Genomic DNA, 20,865 nt, shown 5'->3' with positions numbered 1-20,865 from the left:
TTGTTAAACATATTAACATTCATCAACAATTATTTAATTATTTTTATTAGGTGTGAAAATGAAAAAATTACTTTTAGCTAGTGTTTCTGTAATGGCTTTTGTAAGCGCTGCTGCAAATGCTAACGCACAACCAGAAAAGATCAATCTACAATCGTTAATCAACACAGCAATGACCAGCGTAAAAATGGCCGAAGTACTGCCAGAAAACGATGCGCACATTGTTGTGAAAAAGCAGTCTAAAGCGATTTTAGCTGAAGAGACGCAAGTTCAGCTTCACAAGAACTTATTAGCAATGACAAAAGGTGAAGAGCGCGTAAACGTTTCTGAAGCGGAATAAGCAACTCACACACCTGATACGCATGCCGGTGCTTGCACCGGCATACGCCATCAAATACTAGCTTAGGTATTACTTGTATCTAACGCGTCAAAACCTTTCACCAATTCATCTAGTGCTTTCATCTGCTGCAAGTAAGGCTCTAATTTTGCCAACGGCAGTGCGCAAGGCCCATCACATAGTGCTTCATCAGGGTTCGGATGCGCTTCTATAAATAGCCCTGCCAAACCTAATGCCATACCACTTCTGGCCAACTGTGCAGCTTGCGCTCTACGACCATCTGCAGACGTCGCACGGCCACCCGGCATTTGAAGTGCGTGAGTCGCATCAAATATTACTGGGGCATATTCTTTCATTGCGTCCATGCCAAGCATATCCACAACTAAATTGTTATATCCAAAGCAGCTACCACGCTCACAAAGAATAACTTTACCGTTCCCCGCTTCGCCTAGTTTTTCTATGATGTGACGCATTTCATGCGGTGCTAAGAATTGAGGCTTTTTCACATTGATAACGCTACCGGTTTTTGCCATTGCAACCACAAGGTCGGTTTGGCGCGCCAAGAAAGCAGGCAGTTGAATAACATCCACCACTTCAGCTACGGGAGCGGCTTGGTGCGGTTCGTGCACATCAGTGATAAGCGGAACGTTAAAGGTCGACTTAATTTCTTCAAAAATACGCAACCCTTCTTCCATGCCAGGCCCACGGTAAGAAGTCACAGATGAACGGTTCGCTTTATCAAACGAGGCTTTAAAAACGTACGGAATATTGAGCTTTTGCGTTACTTCAACATAGTGTTCTGCGATACGCATAGCGAGATCGCGAGACTCAAGTACGTTCATTCCACCGAACAGAACAAACGGCAAGTGGTTGGCAACGTCAACGTTACCTACATTAATAATCTGTTGAGATTCAGACATTATCTATTTCCAATTAAATCTTAAAAAAGAGGTTGTTTGGTTACAGCAACCATAGCCGTTGCCATAAGCACAACAAGCGCTGCTACGAAAAAGCTCCATTTGCCTAACGCTGTTTTGGCTTTTTTCAATGCAAACAATCCAAACACTATGTACAGCACCACGCCCACAACTTTAAATGTGAGCCATGCATTAACTAAAGGATATTGAGACAAAATAATGCATAGCCAAATTGCGCTGGCTAATAGCACGGTATCAATGATATGAGGGAGAATTTTAACCCATTTTTTGCTAAGTGCTGTAGCGTCGAATTGACTCCATATAAAGCGAAAGACAAAAAATAATATGCTCAAGCCAACGGCGGTCATGTGAAGGTGTTTAGCCATCATGTACATAATGTGTTCCTGTTCTTATTAGATAGTAAGGCTGCTTCTGGTTACTTTAACACAGGTGTTAATTGAGCCGATTTAGTTTTACAGCAATGCAAAATTCAACAGACTCAGAATACGAGCAGCAGACTCAAAAAAACAGGTGCATGTAGCACCTGCCTTCGTTTTAATTATGGCGCCTGTTTAGAGGCTGTTATTGTAACGTATTACAGTACGTAAATAACGGAGAAATAAATCATTATGCGTCAGGGAATTGAGCTTGAATTGCCATAAAGGCCGGAAGGTCATTTAGCATACACTGAACTAAATCAGGGTCGAAGTGCTTGCCACTTTCCTCTTTCAATAAGGCTTCAACCTTATCAATTGTCCACGCTGGCTTATACGGCCTTGCGTTTAACAGTGCATCAAACACATCAACTAACGTGGCAATACGGCTTTTTATATCAATTTCTTCGCCTTTAAGCCCGTCTGGATATCCCTTTCCATCCCAGCGTTCGTGATGCTGCTTTGCTAACATTGCTGCAAGTTGGATAGTGGGCCGGCTTGAATCTCGCAAAATCTGGTAACCAAATTCAGCATGCTGACGTATTTTAAATACTTCCTCTTCGGTTAACGGCGTTGTTTTGTGCAAAATAGATTTAGGCACTATAGACGTCCCTATATCATGGAGTGGCACGGCAAGGCGTAATTCGTGGATGTCTTGCTCGTTCAGCCCAACCTTTTCTGCCAACAGTTGCGCCATTTCAACCATTCTTGTGAGGTTATTTGATGCATTTGACTCATGCTCTAACGCTCGACCTAAACGCTCAATTATTTCTTTCTGCGTCGCTTCAACATCAACGGTTTTAAGTACATTGTCAAAAGCAAGCTGAACACTGTCTGAAAAGCGTTTTACCAGATGACGATCACTTTCCCCTATTCGTCTCGGTAATCCTGACAAGTACAAGAGTGCGCCATTGTGACTTTTACTGTTGCAATAAGCCACAACGTGATCTTCTGCATAAACAATTTGCTTATCGCGCATGGCTCTTGCGCACAGGGCATATTCTTGTGCGCTAATCGCGTCTTTTAAAGGCACCCCTTCCTTACTGGCGTACTCACCGTTGCCAGCAAAAACATATAGTTCGTCGTCACCCAGTTTGTTGTTGCAGGTATTAATAGTACGCGATGTGGTTGCCACCGCTGTAGTAATGTAAGCAGCATCCTTTGAACAGCCCAAAATCGAAGCTAACTGCTGAATGATGCCCTGCATGAACTTTTCGAGGGAACGGGAGGAAAATAAATCCACAGACGCATCTATAATTTTTTCAAGGCCGCGTCTATTTTCTTCGATAACGATAATATCTCGATATGAGCGGAGCGCTGCAATGATAACAGTAAAAAGTTTTTGCGCGGTCAGTTCGGTTTTCGACTTGTAGTCGTTGATGTCGTAATTAATGATGACATCTTTTTCAGGGGCTTGGCCAGGTTGTCCGGTACGCAAGATAATACGCGTGAAATGATTGTCTAATTCGTTACGAACATACTCCGCCACTTTAAGACCGGCGTCATCAGTCTCCATAACAACATCAAGTAACACAACGGCGATATCATCATGGGTTTTGAAAATGGCCTTCGCTTCCTCTCCGCTATAAGCACTAACAAACTCAAGGGTTTTGCCATTTAAACTAAAGTCATTTAGCGCCAGCTTGGTAACGGCGTGTACTTCGGGTTCATCATCAACAATGAGTACTTTCCAGCTACCCAGATCATCTACTTCATTTTCATCGTCATCTTCTGCGAAAAGAAAGTCATCATTCATCTGGTACGTCCTGTAGTGTAAGAGATTGTTTAATCTAGCGCTTTTTAGAGTGTGATAGTGGCTTAACAAATACTAATGTAAAACAAAATATTAGCAAGTTTGCACTTAAATTTTGATAACTACAGGAAAGATAACTTCTTTGGCGGTTAAAAACTACTGCCACTGTCCTAGCGTTACCCGGTCATTGTCGCCGTAATCTTTAACAGTTTTGACGTCTACAAATCCCGCATCTGCGAGCAAAGCGTTAACCGCAGCCCCTTGGTCAAAGCCGTGTTCGAATGCAAGTAAGGCACCTTTATTGAGATATTGCGGCGCGCTATTAATGATGTGTTTTATGTCGTCCAGGCCGTCAGTGCCCGAGGTTAATGCTGTTTTAGGTTCAAAACGCACGTCGCCCTCCTTAAGGTATGGACTGGATTCTTCTATATAAGGTGGGTTTGAAACAATAATGTCGAAGGTTTGACCTGCCAGCGCACTAAACCAATCACTTTGAACAAAATGCGCATTGGCTATGCTATTAGCTTGGGCATTACGGATAGCAAGGTTCACCGCCCCAGCTTGAAAGTCTACGCCAGTAACGGATGCTTCTGGCAGTTCACTCGCTAATGCCAACGCAATAGCGCCCGTACCGGTTCCCAAATCACAGATTGATAGGGATGCAGAGGATCGTTGATTTACCCAATTAAGCACGTGCTCAACCAATACTTCAGTATCCGGTCGTGGAATTAAGGTATCTGGCGAGGTAAACAGTGACAGGGTCCAGAAATCACGCTTGCCGATAATATACGCCACGGGCTCACCCCGTTTACGCTTGGCCACATCCACTTCAAATTGCGCTTTCTGGGCGGCATCCAAGGTTTTATCAGGCCATGTGAATAGGTAAGTTTGTGACTTACCTAGAATGTTCGCCAACATGACTTTGGCATCAACAGAGGGTGACTCCCCACCCTCTAGTTGCTTAGCAGCCCATGCTAAGGCGTTGTCTATGCGCATTGTTTTTCTATAAACAGTTTGTGTAACAAGACAGCGTTATTCGTCAGAAAGAGAGGCCAGCAGATCGGCCTGATGCTCTTGCAAGATTGGGTCGATAAGCTGTTTAAGGTCACCTTCCACCACTTCGTCTAAACGATAAATAGTCAGGTTGATGCGGTGGTCGGTTACACGCCCCTGCGGGAAGTTATAAGTACGAATTCGCTCAGAGCGGTCGCCGCTACCGACTAGGCTCTTACGAGTAGAAGCCTCTTCTGCTGCACGCTTTTCTTCTTCAATCTGATTTAAGCGCGCTTGAAGTACCGACATCGCTTTCGCACGGTTTTTGTGCTGTGAACGCTCGTCCTGACATTCCACTACCAAGCCTGTTGGCAAGTGGGTAATACGAATAGCCGAGTCGGTTTTGTTAACGTGCTGACCACCCGCACCTGATGCACGGAAGGTATCGATGCGAAGCTCTGCAGGGTTAATTTCAATTGCCTGCGACTCTGGAATTTCTGGTAATACCGCCACGGTACATGCCGAGGTATGGATACGGCCTTGTGATTCGGTTTCTGGTACACGCTGTACGCGGTGACCGCCCGACTCGAATTTCAATACGCCGTACACGCCATCGCCGCTAACATTCGCAATGACTTCTTTATAACCGCCGTGCTCACCTTCATTGGCGTTAACCAACTCTACACGCCAGCCACGACTTTCGGCATAACGGCTGTACATGCGGAACAAGTCACCTGCAAATATTGCCGCTTCGTCACCACCTGCACCTGCGCGAATTTCCAAGAAACAGTTGTTATCATCGTTAGGATCTTTTGGCAGGAGTAGCACCTGAAGTTCAGTTTCAAGGCGTTCAATTTCCGCCTTGGCATCTTTCATCTCTTCCTGTGCCATCTCGCGCATTTCAGCGTCATCTTCGTTCAACATTTCCTGCGCTGAAGCCAAGTTTTCTTGTGCTTGCTGATAAGCATTAAAGCCTGCCACTACATCTTCTAGCTGACTGAACTCTTTTGACAAGTTGCGAAACTTATCCTGATCGCCGATAACTCCAGGGTCGCCTAACAACGCCTGAACTTCTTCGAAACGCTCGACTAAGTGTTCGAGTTTCCTAACTACCGACTCTTTCATATGCTTCTTATTACCTTATTTATTATCGTCTGACGAAAAGTCAGATAAATCTAATGCCTGTCCCATCCATCGGCTCAATGCCGGGTCATCGTGCATGGCAGCCTCGCGTAACGCTAAGGTTGTTGGGTGCAATAGCGTATTGGTTAATTTATACGCCATTTCTTCTAATACCGTTTCGGCATTTTTACCTTCCGCTAATTGCGCTTTGGCTTTTTCCACAATATCGTCACGCTGTGCCATGCCTTTTTGGCGATACTGTCTTACTAAATCTATCGATTGCTGCGACTGCTTCCACGTCATGTAGTCGCCAGCTTGTTTGTCGATGAGCTTTTCGGCTTCTTTTGCTGCTTGCTCGCGGTTTTCTAAATTCTTCTGAACAATATGCTGCAAATCATCAACGGTATAAAGATAGGCATCGCCTAGCTCGTTAACCTCTGATTCGATATCTCGTGGTACTGCAAGGTCAACCAAAAACATCGGCATGTTTTTGCGCTGCTTAAGGGCTTTCTCAACCATTCCCTTGCCTATTAAAGGCAGTTGGCTTGCGGTAGAGCTTATCACGATATCGAAGTCTTTTAAGTGCTCTGGCACTTGCGATAAGGTAAACACACTCGCATCTAGTGTTTCGGCTAAGGCTTCTGCTCGCGCTACGGTTCTATTCGCCACCGCCAAACAGCTCACGCCTTGCTCTTTCAAATGCTGAGCCACAAGTTCAATGGTTTCGCCAGCTCCTACTAATAACACTGAACGTTTTGGTAGTTCAGCGAATATATGCTTGGCCAACTGAACGGCTGCATAAGCCACGCTTACCGCGTTTGCACCTATATCTGTTTCACTGCGAACTCGCTTCGCCACCGAAAACGTATGTTGAAACAGCTTATCAAATTCGCTGCTCACCATACCTGAGTGTTTTGCATCACCAAACGCCTGCTTCACCTGACCTAAGATTTGAGGTTCTCCCAAAATCAGTGAATCAAGTCCGCTGGCTACACGCATAATGTGCTTTACCGCTTCATCCTGCGCGAGCACATAGCTGTTATTGGCAATCTCTTCTACATCCAAGTGATGGAAGTCACTTAACCATTGTAGAAGCTTTTGGCCGGTGTCGTCTTGAGTATTAACGTATAGCTCAGTGCGGTTACAGGTCGATACAATGACAGACTCATCTACGCCTTCCAGCTTTTTTAAACTCGCAAGCGCTTCCACCAGAGAATCTGGTGTAAAGGCCACTTTTTCGCGAAGTGCTACTGGTGCTGTTTTGTGGTTAATACCGAGGGCGAGTAAAGTCATTAAAATCTGTGCTGGCAACGTCGGAGCGGCATTGTACGAAAAACCCAAAATGATTGAAAGTGTTGGTGAAACTGTGTTCCCATAATGTCACAATTAAATGTGTTTTATTTTTATACAGGTAACGCGCCTTAATGATTCGCTTTATTTCCCTACTGTTGTTTCTCTGCTTCGTACTGAGCGCATGCACAACCGCTCCCAAAGGCCCAGAAAACGCGGTAAACCTCACGGCCCAACTTGAAAAAGTTGCTGAAGTACATCAGTGGCAAATGCGCGGAAAAATTGCATTTCGCCAAGGAAAGGAAGCGGCCAGCCTTAATTTAGTCTGGAAAAACGATTCCGGTGATTTTGATTTTCGATTAACCAATTTTCTAGGGGTAAGTCTGGTTAACCTTAACGTTACCCAGCAGCAGTCGGTATTAGAGGCTGACGGTGAAACGTATGTAGATGCTTTACCAGAACCACTTATTTATCAGATTACGGGAATGGTCATTCCGGTGGAATCACTATTGTCTTGGGTAAAAGGCTTACCGCTAGACGGTGATAAATTCACCCTAACTGAAAAAGGGTTGGTTAATACCCTAGAGAGCTATTGCCAAGGTTGCCGCAATTGGCAAGTTGCTTACGGTAACTACGGTAGTATTGAGCTAGATGATGGCACATCTGTATGGTTGCCTCACAGCATAACGCTTACCCAGAATGAAACGCCGGACATGCCTAATACTCAGCTTAAAATTAAAATTTATCAGTGGACTCTGTAGTGAACTCATCTGTTTCAGAACATAAAGATTGGTGGCCTTCCCCTGCTAAACTGAATCTTTTCTTGCATATACTTGGCCGCTACGACAACGGCTATCACCAGCTTCAAAGTCTGTTTCAAATGCTGGATTACGGCGATGCACTCGCCTTTGACATAAGTACAGACGACACAACCATACGCATGGAAACCCCACTGGATGGGGTTCCAGACGATGACAATTTAATTGTAAAAGCAGCGCGACTGCTGGCAACAAAAACAAAATGTGATAAAGGTGCCGTTATTTCGTTAGACAAGCGCCTTCCTATGGGGGGCGGAATTGGCGGGGGTTCATCGAATGCGGCAACCACGTTAGTGGTGCTTAATCACCTTTGGAACACAGGGCTAAGTGAAGATGAACTGGCTGAGCTTGGGTTATCTTTAGGCGCTGATGTACCTATTTTTGTGCGAGGTCTAACGGCATTTGCAGGAGGCGTTGGAGAAGAGATAACGCCAGCTCCCCAAAAAGAACAGTATTTTCTTGTAGCGAACCCAAATGTTCATGTCAGCACAGCCGAAGTGTTCACCTCGCCGGATTTGCCCAGAAATACACCTGCGATACGTTGGGAAGACTATAAATTTGAAAAAACTTGGAATGATTGTCAGCAATTAGTCGCGAATCGCTATCCTGAAGTTGCAAAATTATTACAGTGGTTGGTACACTACGCACCGTCGCGAATGACGGGCACAGGTGCATGCGTGTTTGCCACTTTTTCTGACTACACTTTAGCCGAACAAGTTAGGGCTCAAATGCCTGAAACTTGGCAGAGTTTTGTCGCAAAAGGTGTGAATCGCTCACCACTATTAGACAAATTAGAACAACAAAGATAGCGTGTACGCCACATCGGACAAGAACTTAAAAATTGGGGTATAGCCAAGTTGGTAAGGCAGCGGGTTTTGATCCCGCCATTCGTAGGTTCGAGTCCTGCTACCCCAGCCAAACCTCTTTTATCAACGCACTGAGGAACCACTTGTGCCAGATATGAAGCTCTTTGCAGGTAATGCCGTACCAGAACTTGCCCAGAAAGTTGCCGATCGCCTCTACACCAAACTTGGAAATGCCAAAGTTGGCCGTTTCAGTGACGGTGAAATCAGCGTAGAAATTCATGAAAACGTCCGTGGCTCGGACGTTTTTATTATCCAGTCTACGTGTGCGCCTACTAACGATAACCTTATGGAACTTATTGTGATGATCGACGCACTACGTCGCGCATCAGCTGGTCGTATTACAGCAGTAATTCCTTACTTTGGTTATGCACGCCAAGACCGTCGTGTTCGTTCAGCTAGGGTGCCTATTACTGCGAAAGTAGTGGCTGACTTCCTGTCTAACGTTGGTGTTGACCGCGTACTTACTATCGACCTACACGCCGAACAAATTCAAGGTTTCTTTGATGTTCCGGTGGATAACGCATTCGGTACTCCTATCCTTCTTGCTGACATGGTAAGACGTGATTTTGCCGACCCTGTAGTCGTTTCTCCTGACATTGGCGGTGTTGTACGTGCACGTGCTACTGCGAAACTACTTAACGACACCGACCTTGCCATTATCGATAAGCGTCGCCCTAAAGCGAACGTGGCTCAGGTAATGAACATCATTGGTGACGTAAAAGACAGAGACTGCATCATTGTCGATGACATGATTGATACAGGCGGTACGCTTGCAAAAGCAGCTGAAGCACTTAAAGCACATGGTGCGCGTCGTGTTTATGCTTACGCAACTCACGCTATCTTTTCAGGTAACGCTGCAAACAATCTTAAAGAGTCTGTTATTGACGAAATTATCGTTACCGACTCTATCCCATTAAGTGCAGAGATGAAGCAAATTGGAAAAGTAAAACAGCTTACTTTATCTGAGATGCTTGCAGAAACTATTCGTCGCATCAGCAACGAAGAGTCTATTTCAGCAATGTTTGAATACTAAAATTTAAATATTGTTACTCCTACAAAAGAGCTGGCCCATGTAAGTGGCGCCGGCTCTTTTTTTACCTTTCTTTTTTCTTTGAAAGCGAACATCACCTTAAAAATAAGAACAGTACATCAAGCCAAACACATTCCGTTTAGGCCTTAAATATACTTTATTGCCGTTTTCCGACTCGTTAATGTGACTTTCTTTTCATCAATTTTAGGTTTAACGTTAAGAATTGTTGTGCGTTAAAACTAATATTAAGGACATAAAATGAAAACAAAAACACTATGCCTTGTTGCAGTAATTGCTGCCCTTTTAAATACAGCGGGCTGCTCTGGAAATGACGACTCAGTGAAACAAGCAGATCTTGAGAAACAAGGAACTGAAATGAAAGACAAATCTTCCACAGTTCAAGCTAACGATAAGGCGTCTATGCCCAAGGAACTGGTAGCCGAACCAGTTACTCAGGCTGAAGCCGTAGAAGATAATGCAAAAGGTGAAGTCACCATGAAGGGCAGTATTATTTATAAAGATCTCGAAGGCGGTTTTTATGCTTTTATTGCTAAAAACGGCGATCGTTATACGCTACATGGCTTAGATGAAACCTATCAAAAGAACGGCCTTATTGTTGAAGTTAAAGGTACGCCTAAACCCGACGTGATGACCTTTACGCAATTCGGTACGGTGCTTCAAGTATCAAGCGTTAAAGTACTCGATACCAGTAAAGTCATTGATAACCTGCAAACACAATGATCGCGAATATAGCTTTGCGTGTAGCAAATTACTCATAAAGGTAATTAAGCTAGCGATTTAGCAATTATAGAATTTTTGCGTACGCGTGAATGTTGCACTGCAACACTTAAAAGGACGGTTATTGATGATAAATGCATATGCCGCTAAAGAAGCGGGTGGAAAACTGGAAAAGTTTCAATACGACCCCGGTAAGCTTGGCTCACATGACGTTGAAATAGACGTTGAAAGCTGTGGTATCTGCCACAGCGACCTAAGCATGCTCGATAATGAATGGGGCATGACAGAATATCCCTTTGTGCCTGGTCACGAGGTTGTCGGCACAATTAGCCAAATAGGTGAACATGTAACGTCACTTAAGGTGGGACAGCGTGTCGGTTTAGGCTGGCATTCAGGCTACTGCAATAGTTGTAGAACCTGCGAAGAAGGCGATCATAACCTGTGTGCCGATGCTACGATGACCATAGGTGGTCGTCACGGTGGATTTGCAGATAAAGTGCGCGCCCAAGCACGTGCCGTTATTCCCCTTCCCGATGCTATCGATAGCACAAAGGCAGGCCCTCTTTTTTGCGGAGGTATTACCGTCTTCAACCCATTAGTCCAGTTTGGTATTAGTCCTACCAGTGAAGTGGGTGTAGTTGGTATTGGCGGCCTGGGTCATCTTGCCCTGCAGTTTTTAAATGCGTGGGGATGTAAGGTAGTAGCGTTCACTTCAAGCGAATCTAAAAAGAAGGAAGCGCTAGAGCTAGGTGCATCAGATACAATTAATAGCCGTGATGAAGACGAAATTAAAAAAGCGCGCGGTCGGTTTGACTTAATTATTTCAACCGTAAATGTGAAGCTAGACTGGAATTTGTACCTATCTACATTGGCACCGAAAGGCCGACTTCACTTTGTAGGCGCCACCCTTGAACCCCTAGATATTGGTGCATTTAACCTAATTGGTGGTCAAAAAAGCGTGTCGGGTTCGCCAGTAGGAAGCCCCGCGACCATTAAGACCATGCTAGATTTCGCAGCACATCACAATATTGAACCTGTGACCGAAACCTTCAAGTTTGAAGACGTGAATGACGCAATTGCGCGACTAAGAGACGGTAAAGCCCATTACAGAGTGGTGCTGACGAAGTAAACGCTTGTGTAAAAAGTTGCTATGTTTTTAAGGCCTGTTGATCTTATTGAGCCTTTGGAAAGAGACAATTAGCGGTCAAGTTAGTCTTAACAAAATGCTTTTTTCTATAAATATGATAGAAGCGCGCCAAGGTGCGCTTCTTTTATTGTGAGTAACGCAAATACTTGCATTTGCTTAGCTGGATATTTTATCCGCCTTTGTAATTGTATGTTTTGGTAGGTGGTGTTAGAATTCGCCGCCCTTGAATTTTGGGCTGGTGTTTTATTGCGCATAGAAAATTACTTTTTAACGTAATTCACATCATTTTACCGTGGGTTTTGGTCGCAAAAATCCACATTATTAGACTTATATTTTTGGAGACAGACAATGTCTGAAGCAAATTTCAAACTAGACGCTTCTGTTCGTACAGACCTAGGGAAAGGTGCGAGCCGCCGCCTACGTCGCGAAGATAAGCTTCCTGGTATCATCTACGGTGGTGAAGAAGCACCAGTTTCTATCACACTAGATCATAACAAAGTAAACAACTCTGCTGACTTTGAAGCGTTTTATTCTCACGTTCTTGAGATTAACCTTGACGGTAAAGTTGTTGAAGTTCTAGTTAAAGATATGCAACGTCACCCGTTCAAGCCAAAGATCACACACATTGACTTCCAACGTGTAATCGCTGGTCAAGACGTTCACACTAACGTACCACTTCACTTCGTAAATGAAGAGAAATCTGCTGCTGTTAAAGCTGGCGGTATTGCTGAGCACCACGTAACTGAAATCGAAGTTACTTGTCTACCTAAGAACCTTCCTGAGTTCATCGAGGTAGATATGGCTGGTGTTGAAATGGGTCAAACGCTACACCTTTCTGACCTAACTCTTCCAGCTGGCGTTTCTTCAGTAGAACTTGCGAAGAACGACGAAGCTCACGACCTAGCGGTTGTAACTGTTAAGCCTGCTCCTAAAGCGGCTGACGCAGAAGAAGACGGCGAAGAAGCAGCTTCTGAGGAATAATCCTCTTGGCTGATATCCGCCTTGTCGTGGGTCTGGGTAATCCAGGCCCCGAATATGAAAATACCCGACACAATGCCGGTGAATGGTTTCTCAACCAACTAGCCGACGCCTACAACGCCCCGCTAAAACCAGAAACCAAATTCTTCGGTAAAACTGCTCGCATTACCATTGCAGGCAAAGATATCCGTTTGCTCTACCCCACTACCTTTATGAATAAAAGTGGACAAGCCGTAGCAGCACTGGCTAACTTTTACCGAATAGAACCAGAACAAATATTAGTAGCGTTTGACGAGTTAGATTTACCCCCAGGTGTTGCAAAATACAAAGTGGGCGGAAGCTCTAGTCAAAATGGCGTGCGTGACATTGTGGCTAAAATGGGTAACAACAAGAATTTTTTGCGTTTGCGCATAGGTATTGGTCATCCAGGTCATAAAAGTCGCGTTACCGGCCATGTTCTTGGAAAACCACCAGCAGAAGAAAAAGCAGCCATTGAAAGTGCCATCGATGAAGCGGTACGCTGTACAGAAATTTTGCTGAAAGAAGACCTTAAGCAAGCACAAAACAGGTTACACTCGCACAAAGGGTAAACCTAGCCAGTTATCACTTTTCCAAACTAAGGATCCATACCATGGGTTTTAAATGCGGTATTGTTGGCCTACCAAACGTAGGTAAATCAACACTTTTCAATGCATTAACTAAAGCAGGTATTGAAGCGGCAAACTTCCCGTTTTGTACTATCGAGCCAAACACAGGTGTTGTTCCTGTGCCAGATCTTCGTTTGGACAAGTTGGCTGAAATCGTAAAACCTCAGCGCGTTATTCCTACTACCATGGAATTCGTAGATATTGCTGGCTTGGTTGAAGGTGCTTCTAAAGGTGAAGGTTTAGGAAACAAATTCCTTGCTAACATCCGTGAGACTGACGCTATTGGTCACGTAGTACGCTGTTTTGATGATGAGAACATTGTTCACGTTGCAGGTCGCGTTAGCCCTAAAGACGATATCGATGTTATCAACACCGAACTTGCACTTGCCGACTTAGAAACAACAGAAAAAGCACTTCACCGTGTTGCTAAGCGCGCAAAAGGTGGCGATGCTGATGCCAAGTACGAAATGAAAGTGCTTGAGAAGATTAAGCCGCACCTAGACGAAGGCTTGTTACTACGTTCACTTGAGCTGACTAAAGAAGAGCTTGCGGCAATCAGCTACATGAACATGCTTACCCTTAAGCCAACCATGTACATTGCAAACGTGAATGAAGACGGTTTTGAAAACAACCCGTATCTTGATCAGGTTAAAGAAATTGCAGCAGGCGAAAATGCCACTGTAGTTGCAGTGTGTGCGGCAATCGAGTCTGATGTTGCTGAGCTTGAAGACGACGAACGCGAAGAGTTTATGCAAGACATGGGTCTAGAAGAGCCAGGTCTTAACCGCGTAATTCGTGCGGGTTACAGTCTTCTTACGCTACAAACCTATTTTACTGCAGGCGTAAAAGAAGTACGTGCGTGGACCTTCCCTGAAGGCTCAACTGCACCACAAGCGGCAGGTAAAATTCACACCGACTTCGAAAAAGGCTTCATTCGCGCTGAAATCGTAGGCTACGATCACTTCGTTGAGTTCAATGGCGAGCAAGGTGCGAAAGACGCAGGCAAATGGCGTTTAGAAGGTAAAGACTATATTGTTAAAGACGGTGACGTTATTCACTTCCGCTTTAACGTGTAATTTCTATTGTAGAAATTAGCACTGTTTACTAAAGCCACCGCAAGGTGGCTTTTTTGTTTCTAGCGAATAATTGTGAAGCGCACATAGGCCTGATATAACTAGTAAAAAACTAACGGCTTTTGTAATGACTATTAATCAGCTTTGCGCTTCACGCCCTTTAACTTGCAGCAAATCACAGCACGCCAAACGATTTTCTGTTTTAAGAACCTCAATTAAAGCGTTGTGCTTGTTAAGCCTGGCTAATTTTTCTTTTGCCAGTGAACCTCAAACTAATCCAGTGAATTCACAAATCAGTAGCGATGCTGTTGAAAAGGCACCAGCATTAGCAAGTAACACTGCCAGTTGGTATCAAGTTCCTCAGAGTAATACTGTGACGTTTAAAACTGCATATGGCGATGTAGTTATTGCGCTTCACCCTACCCTTGCACCAAAACATGTGGCCAGGTTTAAAAGTTTAATAGACGCAGGCTTTTATAACGAACAAGCATTTTATCGTGTAGTAGACGGGTTTGTGGCACAGGCAGGCAGCAACGATACGCATGACGCATCACAATTTCCGCCGAATCTGCTTAAACCTATTAACGCTGAATTTACGCAACCGCTTAATAGCAATGTAAACGTGGTTGAGAATCAGGATATGTTTGCGCCTAACACCGGATTTTTAGATGGCTTTCCAGTAGGCATTGATAAAAGCCGAAAAGAAATGTGGGGGCTTCACTGCCCAGGTGTTGTGGCGTTTGCTCGCAATAGCGAGAAAGATACAGCCAGTACGGAGTTTTATATTGTGATTGGGCAAGCACCACGACACTTAGACAGAAATATGTCGGTCGTTGGTCGCGTACTGCACGGTATGGATGTGCTTCAAAAGTTGCCGCGAGGAAATATGGACAGAGGTGGCGTTCTAGATGATATAACGCAAGAAAGCAAAATTAAGCAGGCTTTTGTGCATGCAAACAACGCTACACCTTATTTTCTGCAAACACCGCATCATGAAGAATATAAAAAACGGGCAAACACAGGAAGAAACTTAGATAACCCGTTTTTTCATGACAATACGTATGGCCCGCGCCCTATTGACGTATGTTATTACCAAACAAAAACCAGTAACAAAGCGTGGTAAATAGCTAACTTTTTTCGTGCAAGTTGTTCAATTTCACGGCTTTTTGCGCGTATTTCGCCCTAATGCGCACACTTAATGAGCATTTAAAAAAAGTTAGTAAAAAAGGGGTTGACGGTTGCCAGTCATATACGCATAATACGCGCCACTTCCTGAGAGGGAAGAGAATAGCAAGGCTACGTAGCTCAGTTGGTTAGAGCACATCACTCATAATGATGGGGTCGCAAGTTCGAATCTCGCCGTAGCCACCAACTTTTACTTATTCCTTAATTGGAAGTCTACATTGCGGAAGTGGTGGAATTGGTAGACACGCTGGATTTAGGTTCCAGTGCTTCACGGCGTGAGAGTTCAAGTCTCTCCTTCCGCACCAATATTGGGGTATAGCCAAGTTGGTAAGGCAGCGGGTTTTGATCCCGCCATTCATAGGTTCGAGTCCTGTTACCCCAGCCATATTCTTGAAAAAGCCGCTCTTTTGAGCGGTTTTTTTGTTTGTACTCTCGTATTGTTCAGCAAATGTGTTCTTCTCCCCCATGAATGAATAAATTTGCTATATGCGAGCATAAAACGTCATAGTTTCAGTACGTTTTCATTGTCCAATCATTTAATTGTCGTGCTAGTATTGGTTTTTTATCGATATAGCTCGGCTTATTCCAAGGTTTAGCAAATAAAAGTTTGCTTAAGCCGAAGCGTTTGTTCTGACAACGCACCTGTCATGTTCAGTTCATTTCTACACGCCGAGCAATAATTAAAACAATAACGAAGGAAAGTGCGTGATAAACGAATTCGTTTCATTAGTTAACAATATTCTTTGGGGAGACGGTCAGGTACTTATCATTATGCTGCTTGCATGTGGTATCTGGTTTACCGTTAAACTTGGCGGTGTGCAGCTTAGGCACTTCGGCCATATGTTCAGCCTACTAAAGGGCAGTAACACTTCTACTAAGGATGGGATCAGTTCATTCCAAGCTTTATGTACCAGCTTATCGGCTCGCGTAGGCACGGGTAACTTAGCTGGCGTCGCGGTTGCTATATCTCTAGGCGGTGCTGGCGCTATTTTTTGGATGTGGATGATTGCCCTTTTAGGTATGGCCACTGGCTTTGCCGAAAGTGTACTAGGTCAGCTATATAAAGTCCGTGACGAAAACGGCGAGTTCCGTGGCGGTCCCGCTTATTACATCAAGCAGGGTTTGAACAAAACCTGGCTTGCAGTCGCATTTTCTCTATGTTTGTTCTTTGGCTACGGCTTTGTCTTTAGCGCCGTTCAAGCCAATACTATTACCGATGCATTAAACAATGCATACTCATTCCCCACGGAATATGTAGGCCTAGCCATTATTGCACTGGCAGCCTTAATCGTCGTGGGAGGCCTTAAAAGCATTGCGCGCTTTGCCGAGTTTGTGGTGCCATTTATGGGAATAGGCTACGTGCTTGTGGCTTTGGCTATTACCTTCATTAATATTTCCGAACTGCCAGCCATGCTGCTCGATATCGTTAAATCAGCATTTGGCTTGCAGGAAGCTGGCGCTGGTGCACTCGGTGCGGCCATTAAAAATGGTATTCAGCGCGGGCTTTATTCAAACGAAGCAGGCAGCGGCTCTGTACCGCACGCTGCGGCGAGTGCTGTGCCAAACCCTAATCACCCCGTATCACAGGGTTACATTCAGATGCTAGGCGTTTTCTTAGATACACTCGTGCTATGTACGTCTACTGCCTTCATCATTTTACTTGCTGGCGGTTCAAGCTCTGATCAAATGGAAGGCATACGCCTAACCCAAGATGCGATGAGCAGTCACCTAGGCGAAGGCGGTACTGATTTTGTGGCTGCCGCCATCAGCTTATTTGCATTCACGTCTGTAGTGGCAAACTATGCCTATGGCGAGAGTAATCTGCACATGTTCAAGCTAGATAATAAAATAGGCCGTGCAGTTTACACTATTGGTTATTTAGGCATGATTTACTGGGGCGCACAGGCAGCCCTACCTCAGGTATGGGCCATGGCCGATATGGCGTTGGGCCTAATGACGGTGATAAACATCATTGCTATTGTATGGATGACCCCTACCATTGTGTCTATCAGCAAAGACTACTTTAAGAAAAAAGACACCGGCGCAAACATGGAATACAAAGCGGGCGACTGTGAAATACAGGGTAAGTCAGAAGAGGGTATTTGGGATTAAGTCCGGCTTTTACTAGGTTAGTGTTTTAAAGTTAGGTGTTACCGGGCTAACTTTAATCTAGTGAGATTAAACAAAAAGAAAGGCTAACCTCGGGTTAGCCTTTTTCGTTTGTAGCAATTGACCGCAAGTAAAACACTGGTTTTGATTTACCTGCAACAAATGAAATGGCGGCCTACAACGCTACTGGCAAATGCCCTGTCTTCACCCATATTATTGTTTCCTCATCCACGTAAGGATGATGCTGACTCATATGAGGATTGCGCAACCATGTGCCTTTTGGGTATGCACCATGTTCGTCTTTAAATGTACCCGATAGCACAAAAATTTCTTCACCTCCGAAATGCTTGTGAGGCTTAAATACCTCTCCCACGGGCCACTTAACTAGCGCCACATGTTCATGCTCAAAGTTGTGGAGCGGCATCACTTGTAAACCGCCCTGCCCTTGCAGCCATTGTGCTTTATTTGTATTTACGCGTACTTCACTCAAATCGCGCTTATCAAACTGATTCAGCTTAACCAGAATCACACAGCCTTCTTTACTGAAAGGGCTATGTTTACTGCCTGGCGGGTTACGCAAGTAAGTACCTGCAGGGTAATCACCGTGTTCATCGGAAAACACACCTTCAAGCACCAAAATTTCTTCACCATAGGGATGACTGTGCTGCTTAAAACTCGCTCCTGCTTCGTACTTTACAACGCTAGTTGTATGACCTGACTCTTTTGCTTCACGCTCTAAGGGTTTACGCCATACCGTAGAAGACGGTGACGCTTTCCACTCTTGCATTTGCGTATTAATCGCCAAGCGTTCATCAAAGTTCATATTAAGCATCATTGATAATCTCGTTTTATTAGTTCCTACCTGCCATTACACCACCATCAATATCTAATACGGTACCGGTAGTCCAATTAGCTCTTTCTGATAACAGATAAAGGATGCCATGTGCCACGTCTTCTGGAGTTCCTATACGTCCTATCGGATGAAACGCATTGAAACCTTCCAATACTTCATCGGTTTGCTCTTCTGGAACGAACGCATTGTAAATAGGTGTTTTAACTACCGCTGGCGATACTGCATTTACACGTATGCCATCGTCGGCAAGTTCCATGGCCAGATGCTGAGTAAGTGAATGCAGCGCTGCTTTTGCCATGGAGTAAGCAGACGAAGGAGTCGCCTTAACGGCCTGCTTAGCCCACATAGAACCAACATTAACAATACTGCCAACACTGTGCTGAGACATTCTTTTGGCTACCGCTTGGGTGATAAAAAATAGGCTTTTATTCAAATCATGATAAACATCATAATCTTCGCATGTATGCTGTAAAAATGGCTTAGGGTTAAAATACCCTGCAGCATTTATTAAGTAATGAAAAGGTACAGCTGCATCTTCTACGTACTTTATTAATTTTTGTACGTCTGCAGGCTTATATAAGTCAACTTGGACAGCGTTTATGCTAATGGTTGATACATTTGTGAATGTACTTACCGCTTTCACTGCTTCTTCCAGTTTGGAACCATTCTTGCCCACAAGCACAACGTTAACACCTTCATTCGCCAATAACTTAGCGGTGGCAAGACCTATACCGCTTGAACCGCCTACAATTAACGCGTTACGGTTTTCACAAAAATCATTTAAAAGTGACATTTAAAATTCCCTCACTGTTTTCAATTCGTGATAACCTTACGCCTTAGATAACTCCATGAATAGTAAGTATAATTTGGTTCAGTAAGTACTTTTAGGTACATCTTTATGAATTTTAAGGAAAAACAAATCGAGCGAAAAATACCACCTCAAGAAAGCGCGCGCATGGTAGAGACGATTTACGGCTGTAAATGGTCGCTTACCGTTTACCAACTCTTGGCAAATGGCATTAACCGCCCCGGTGAAATGGTGCGTACTGTAGACGGACTAAGCACCAAAGTATTAAATCAATGCCTGAAGAAGAACACGGAATTTGGTATTCTGAAAAAAACGGTGTATCACGAGCTCCCGCCTCGGGTTGAATACCAAGTAACAGAGTTTGGAAATAGATTTTTAGCCGTACTAGAACAAATAGAGGCCTTACAAGAAGACCTCAATAATCTATCGAGATAGCATCGCCAGCTCTATCCCTCTGGTCTTAGCATTTCGAAAAAGTTATCTCGGGAAATAGTGTAATAATCGCCTCGTCCGCCACCACGGGTAACTGGCGCACTTTTCAGCGTGCTGTAAACGCCGTTCTCTATGAGTGACTTATCAATATGTACACCCACTACTTCACCCATGATAAACCAGCTATTCACCTCCTCACCTGAGGCGGTCTTAAGCTGTACCACATCAGTTAGCTTACATTCCATGCTCACCTTACTCGCTTTTACGCGGGGAACGCTTACCACTTCACTTTCTACAGTTTGAAGCCCTGCATGGTCAAATTCACTTTCTTCAGGTGCCAGAGGTTTACTTGTCGTGTTCATTGCATCAATCAAATCTTCTGATACAAGATTCCAGCAAAACTCACCCGTTTCCTGTACGTTTACCAGTGAATCTTTCTTACTGCCTACTACTGAAAATCCGATAATTGGCGGCGTGTAGTTCAACGCATTGAAAAAACTGTAAGGAGCAAGGTTTAACACTCCCGTTTTTGATTTTGTAGAGATCCATCCGATTGGGCGCGGTGCGATGATTGCGTTAAACGGATCGTGAGCCAAGCCATGACCTTCTTTTGGTTGATAAAAATGCGTTTGTGACAAAACCATTCCTTAAAATTTGTGGTAGGGTAAATCTAATACTGATATGAACGCTTATTCGGCGCTTTTCAAGGGCTTAAGATTAAAGGTTGTTTATGACTGCACGTAATGTCGCTTTTTCAAGAACAAGACTGACTGAATTAATGGTGCCATCTTTTGCTAATTTTGGCGGTAAGGTGCATGGAGGTGTCATTTTATCGTTAATGGATAAAGTCGCCTATGCCTGCGCAAGTAAACACGCAGGAGCCTATTGTGTAACCGTTACTGTTGATGGCGTCGAGTTTTTACAGCCTGTTGAAGTGGGTGACTTACTTCACCTCGACGCTACCGTTCATTATGTCGGAAACACATCCTTGGTAGTAGGGATAAAAGTCACTACGGAAAATATAAAAACCAACGAGGTCAAACATACCAACAACAGCTTTTTTACCATGGTTGCCAAAGATGATAGCGGCACACCTGTTTCAGTCCCTGAGCTAGAGTTATCTACTCACCATGAAATGCGCAATTTCGTAACGGCTATACGCCGCAGTAAAATTCGAAAAGAGGCACAAGTTAAGCTGCAACGTGATTACGACGCCTTTATTCCCAAAGAAGACTTTGCGCTTTTAAATGAACATCGCTGTGCAGTTACCTTTGAGAAAAATGACTAAGTAACAGGTACAAAAAAAGCCAGTTGCGTATTAATCAACTGGCTTTCAGC

At 44.3% G+C, this 20,865-nt stretch carries 22 protein-coding genes and 4 tRNA genes; 17 read left to right on the top strand and 9 right to left on the bottom strand.

Annotated elements, in window-relative coordinates:
• The first annotated feature begins 58 nt into the window (after window positions 1-58).
• Window positions 59-337, top strand: a complete 279-nt coding sequence (locus F0261_RS17600) for a hypothetical protein (RefSeq protein WP_014949023.1) — start codon at window positions 59-61, stop codon at window positions 335-337.
• A gap of 62 nt (window positions 338-399) precedes the next feature.
• Here F0261_RS17600 and kdsA read toward each other — a convergent pair whose 3' ends face one another.
• The 6 genes from kdsA to hemA form a co-directional block, all read right to left on the bottom strand.
• Window positions 400-1,254: a 3-deoxy-8-phosphooctulonate synthase gene (gene kdsA, locus F0261_RS17595; protein WP_014978893.1), complete on the bottom strand. Its 855-nt coding sequence runs from the start codon at window positions 1,252-1,254 to the stop codon at window positions 400-402.
• A 20-nt stretch (window positions 1,255-1,274) separates the two neighbouring features.
• Complete coding sequence (locus tag F0261_RS17590; protein WP_014949021.1) at window positions 1,275-1,646, bottom strand: SirB2 family protein; 372 nt, start codon at window positions 1,644-1,646, stop codon at window positions 1,275-1,277.
• Between the two features lie 232 nt (window positions 1,647-1,878).
• The gene (locus F0261_RS17585; protein ID WP_014978892.1) at window positions 1,879-3,441 is read right to left on the bottom strand and encodes a DUF3369 domain-containing protein; all 1,563 of its coding nucleotides are present in this window, start codon (window positions 3,439-3,441) and stop codon (window positions 1,879-1,881) included.
• A gap of 153 nt (window positions 3,442-3,594) precedes the next feature.
• Window positions 3,595-4,434 (bottom strand): peptide chain release factor N(5)-glutamine methyltransferase, encoded by an 840-nt coding sequence (prmC, locus tag F0261_RS17580; protein WP_014978891.1) that lies wholly within the window; start codon window positions 4,432-4,434, stop codon window positions 3,595-3,597.
• 36 nt (window positions 4,435-4,470) lie between these two features.
• Window positions 4,471-5,556 carry a peptide chain release factor 1 gene (gene prfA, locus F0261_RS17575; RefSeq protein WP_014949018.1) on the bottom strand — a complete coding sequence of 362 codons (1,086 nt, stop codon included), beginning with the start codon at window positions 5,554-5,556 and terminating at the stop codon, window positions 4,471-4,473.
• 15 nt (window positions 5,557-5,571) lie between these two features.
• On the bottom strand, window positions 5,572-6,846 hold the full coding sequence (hemA, locus tag F0261_RS17570) for a glutamyl-tRNA reductase (RefSeq protein WP_014949017.1): 1,275 nt from the start codon (window positions 6,844-6,846) through the stop codon (window positions 5,572-5,574).
• Window positions 6,847-6,977: 131 nt separating this feature from the next.
• Here hemA and lolB point away from each other — a divergent pair, with 131 nt between their 5' ends.
• The 14 genes from lolB to F0261_RS17500 all read left to right on the top strand — a co-directional run bounded on the left by lolB (window position 6,978) and on the right by F0261_RS17500 (window position 17,437).
• The gene (gene lolB / locus F0261_RS17565; RefSeq protein WP_049588857.1) at window positions 6,978-7,604 is read left to right on the top strand and encodes a lipoprotein insertase outer membrane protein LolB; all 627 of its coding nucleotides are present in this window, start codon (window positions 6,978-6,980) and stop codon (window positions 7,602-7,604) included.
• Window positions 7,604-8,470, top strand: coding sequence for a 4-(cytidine 5'-diphospho)-2-C-methyl-D-erythritol kinase (gene ispE / locus F0261_RS17560; protein WP_049588856.1), 867 nt, complete (start codon window positions 7,604-7,606; stop codon window positions 8,468-8,470). The genes lolB and ispE overlap by 1 nt, the downstream gene beginning before the upstream one ends.
• 33 nt (window positions 8,471-8,503) lie before the next feature.
• A tRNA-Gln gene (locus F0261_RS17555) sits at window positions 8,504-8,579 on the top strand.
• Window positions 8,580-8,612: 33 nt separating this feature from the next.
• A complete protein-coding gene (locus tag F0261_RS17550; protein ID WP_014949014.1) occupies window positions 8,613-9,560 on the top strand; it encodes a ribose-phosphate pyrophosphokinase in 948 nt (315 codons plus the stop codon).
• Between the two features lie 255 nt (window positions 9,561-9,815).
• The gene (locus F0261_RS17545; RefSeq protein ID WP_171338562.1) at window positions 9,816-10,298 is read left to right on the top strand and encodes a ribose-phosphate pyrophosphokinase; all 483 of its coding nucleotides are present in this window, start codon (window positions 9,816-9,818) and stop codon (window positions 10,296-10,298) included.
• A gap of 124 nt (window positions 10,299-10,422) precedes the next feature.
• Window positions 10,423-11,424 carry an NAD(P)-dependent alcohol dehydrogenase gene (locus F0261_RS17540; RefSeq protein ID WP_014949012.1) on the top strand — a complete coding sequence of 334 codons (1,002 nt, stop codon included), beginning with the start codon at window positions 10,423-10,425 and terminating at the stop codon, window positions 11,422-11,424.
• A 366-nt stretch (window positions 11,425-11,790) separates the two neighbouring features.
• The gene (locus tag F0261_RS17535; RefSeq protein WP_014976150.1) at window positions 11,791-12,423 is read left to right on the top strand and encodes a 50S ribosomal protein L25/general stress protein Ctc; all 633 of its coding nucleotides are present in this window, start codon (window positions 11,791-11,793) and stop codon (window positions 12,421-12,423) included.
• 5 nt (window positions 12,424-12,428) lie between these two features.
• Window positions 12,429-13,010 carry an aminoacyl-tRNA hydrolase gene (gene pth, locus F0261_RS17530; protein WP_171338561.1) on the top strand — a complete coding sequence of 194 codons (582 nt, stop codon included), beginning with the start codon at window positions 12,429-12,431 and terminating at the stop codon, window positions 13,008-13,010.
• A 41-nt stretch (window positions 13,011-13,051) separates the two neighbouring features.
• Window positions 13,052-14,143, top strand: a complete 1,092-nt coding sequence (ychF, locus tag F0261_RS17525; protein ID WP_171338560.1) for a redox-regulated ATPase YchF — start codon at window positions 13,052-13,054, stop codon at window positions 14,141-14,143.
• 277 nt (window positions 14,144-14,420) lie between these two features.
• Complete coding sequence (locus tag F0261_RS17520) at window positions 14,421-15,263, top strand: peptidylprolyl isomerase (protein WP_283619678.1); 843 nt, start codon at window positions 14,421-14,423, stop codon at window positions 15,261-15,263.
• A 171-nt stretch (window positions 15,264-15,434) separates the two neighbouring features.
• Window positions 15,435-15,511, top strand: a tRNA-Met gene (locus F0261_RS17515).
• 34 nt (window positions 15,512-15,545) lie between these two features.
• Window positions 15,546-15,630: transfer RNA gene (locus tag F0261_RS17510), tRNA-Leu, on the top strand.
• Window positions 15,631-15,634: 4 nt separating this feature from the next.
• A tRNA-Gln gene (locus tag F0261_RS17505) sits at window positions 15,635-15,710 on the top strand.
• A 320-nt stretch (window positions 15,711-16,030) separates the two neighbouring features.
• Entirely contained in the window at window positions 16,031-17,437 is a 1,407-nt protein-coding gene (locus tag F0261_RS17500; RefSeq protein WP_061485388.1) for a sodium:alanine symporter family protein, read from the top strand.
• Between the two features lie 172 nt (window positions 17,438-17,609).
• On the opposite strand, the gene F0261_RS17495 is transcribed toward F0261_RS17500, so the two are convergent.
• Both F0261_RS17495 and F0261_RS17490 read right to left on the bottom strand, forming a co-directional pair.
• Entirely contained in the window at window positions 17,610-18,266 is a 657-nt protein-coding gene (locus tag F0261_RS17495) for a cupin domain-containing protein (RefSeq protein WP_171338563.1), read from the bottom strand.
• Window positions 18,267-18,285: 19 nt separating this feature from the next.
• Complete coding sequence (locus tag F0261_RS17490; RefSeq protein ID WP_014976145.1) at window positions 18,286-19,080, bottom strand: SDR family NAD(P)-dependent oxidoreductase; 795 nt, start codon at window positions 19,078-19,080, stop codon at window positions 18,286-18,288.
• 105 nt (window positions 19,081-19,185) lie between these two features.
• Between F0261_RS17490 and F0261_RS17485 the strand changes: the two genes are divergently transcribed.
• Entirely contained in the window at window positions 19,186-19,530 is a 345-nt protein-coding gene (locus F0261_RS17485) for a helix-turn-helix domain-containing protein (RefSeq protein WP_014976144.1), read from the top strand.
• Between the two features lie 11 nt (window positions 19,531-19,541).
• Here the strand turns inward: F0261_RS17485 and F0261_RS17480 are convergent, their stop codons facing one another.
• A complete protein-coding gene (locus F0261_RS17480) occupies window positions 19,542-20,165 on the bottom strand; it encodes a flavin reductase family protein (protein WP_014976143.1) in 624 nt (207 codons plus the stop codon).
• Between the two features lie 92 nt (window positions 20,166-20,257).
• On the opposite strand from F0261_RS17480, the gene F0261_RS17475 reads away from it, so the two are divergent.
• Window positions 20,258-20,815 carry an acyl-CoA thioesterase gene (locus F0261_RS17475; RefSeq protein ID WP_069944046.1) on the top strand — a complete coding sequence of 186 codons (558 nt, stop codon included), beginning with the start codon at window positions 20,258-20,260 and terminating at the stop codon, window positions 20,813-20,815.
• The last annotated feature ends 50 nt before the right edge of the window (window positions 20,816-20,865 follow it).

It is taken from the genome of Alteromonas sp. 07-89-2 (assembly GCF_013113925.1).
Taxonomy (GTDB): domain Bacteria; phylum Pseudomonadota; class Gammaproteobacteria; order Enterobacterales; family Alteromonadaceae; genus Alteromonas; species Alteromonas macleodii.
Note: the sequence above shows the minus strand (reverse complement) of the source record. Positions and strands in the feature narration are given on the sequence as shown.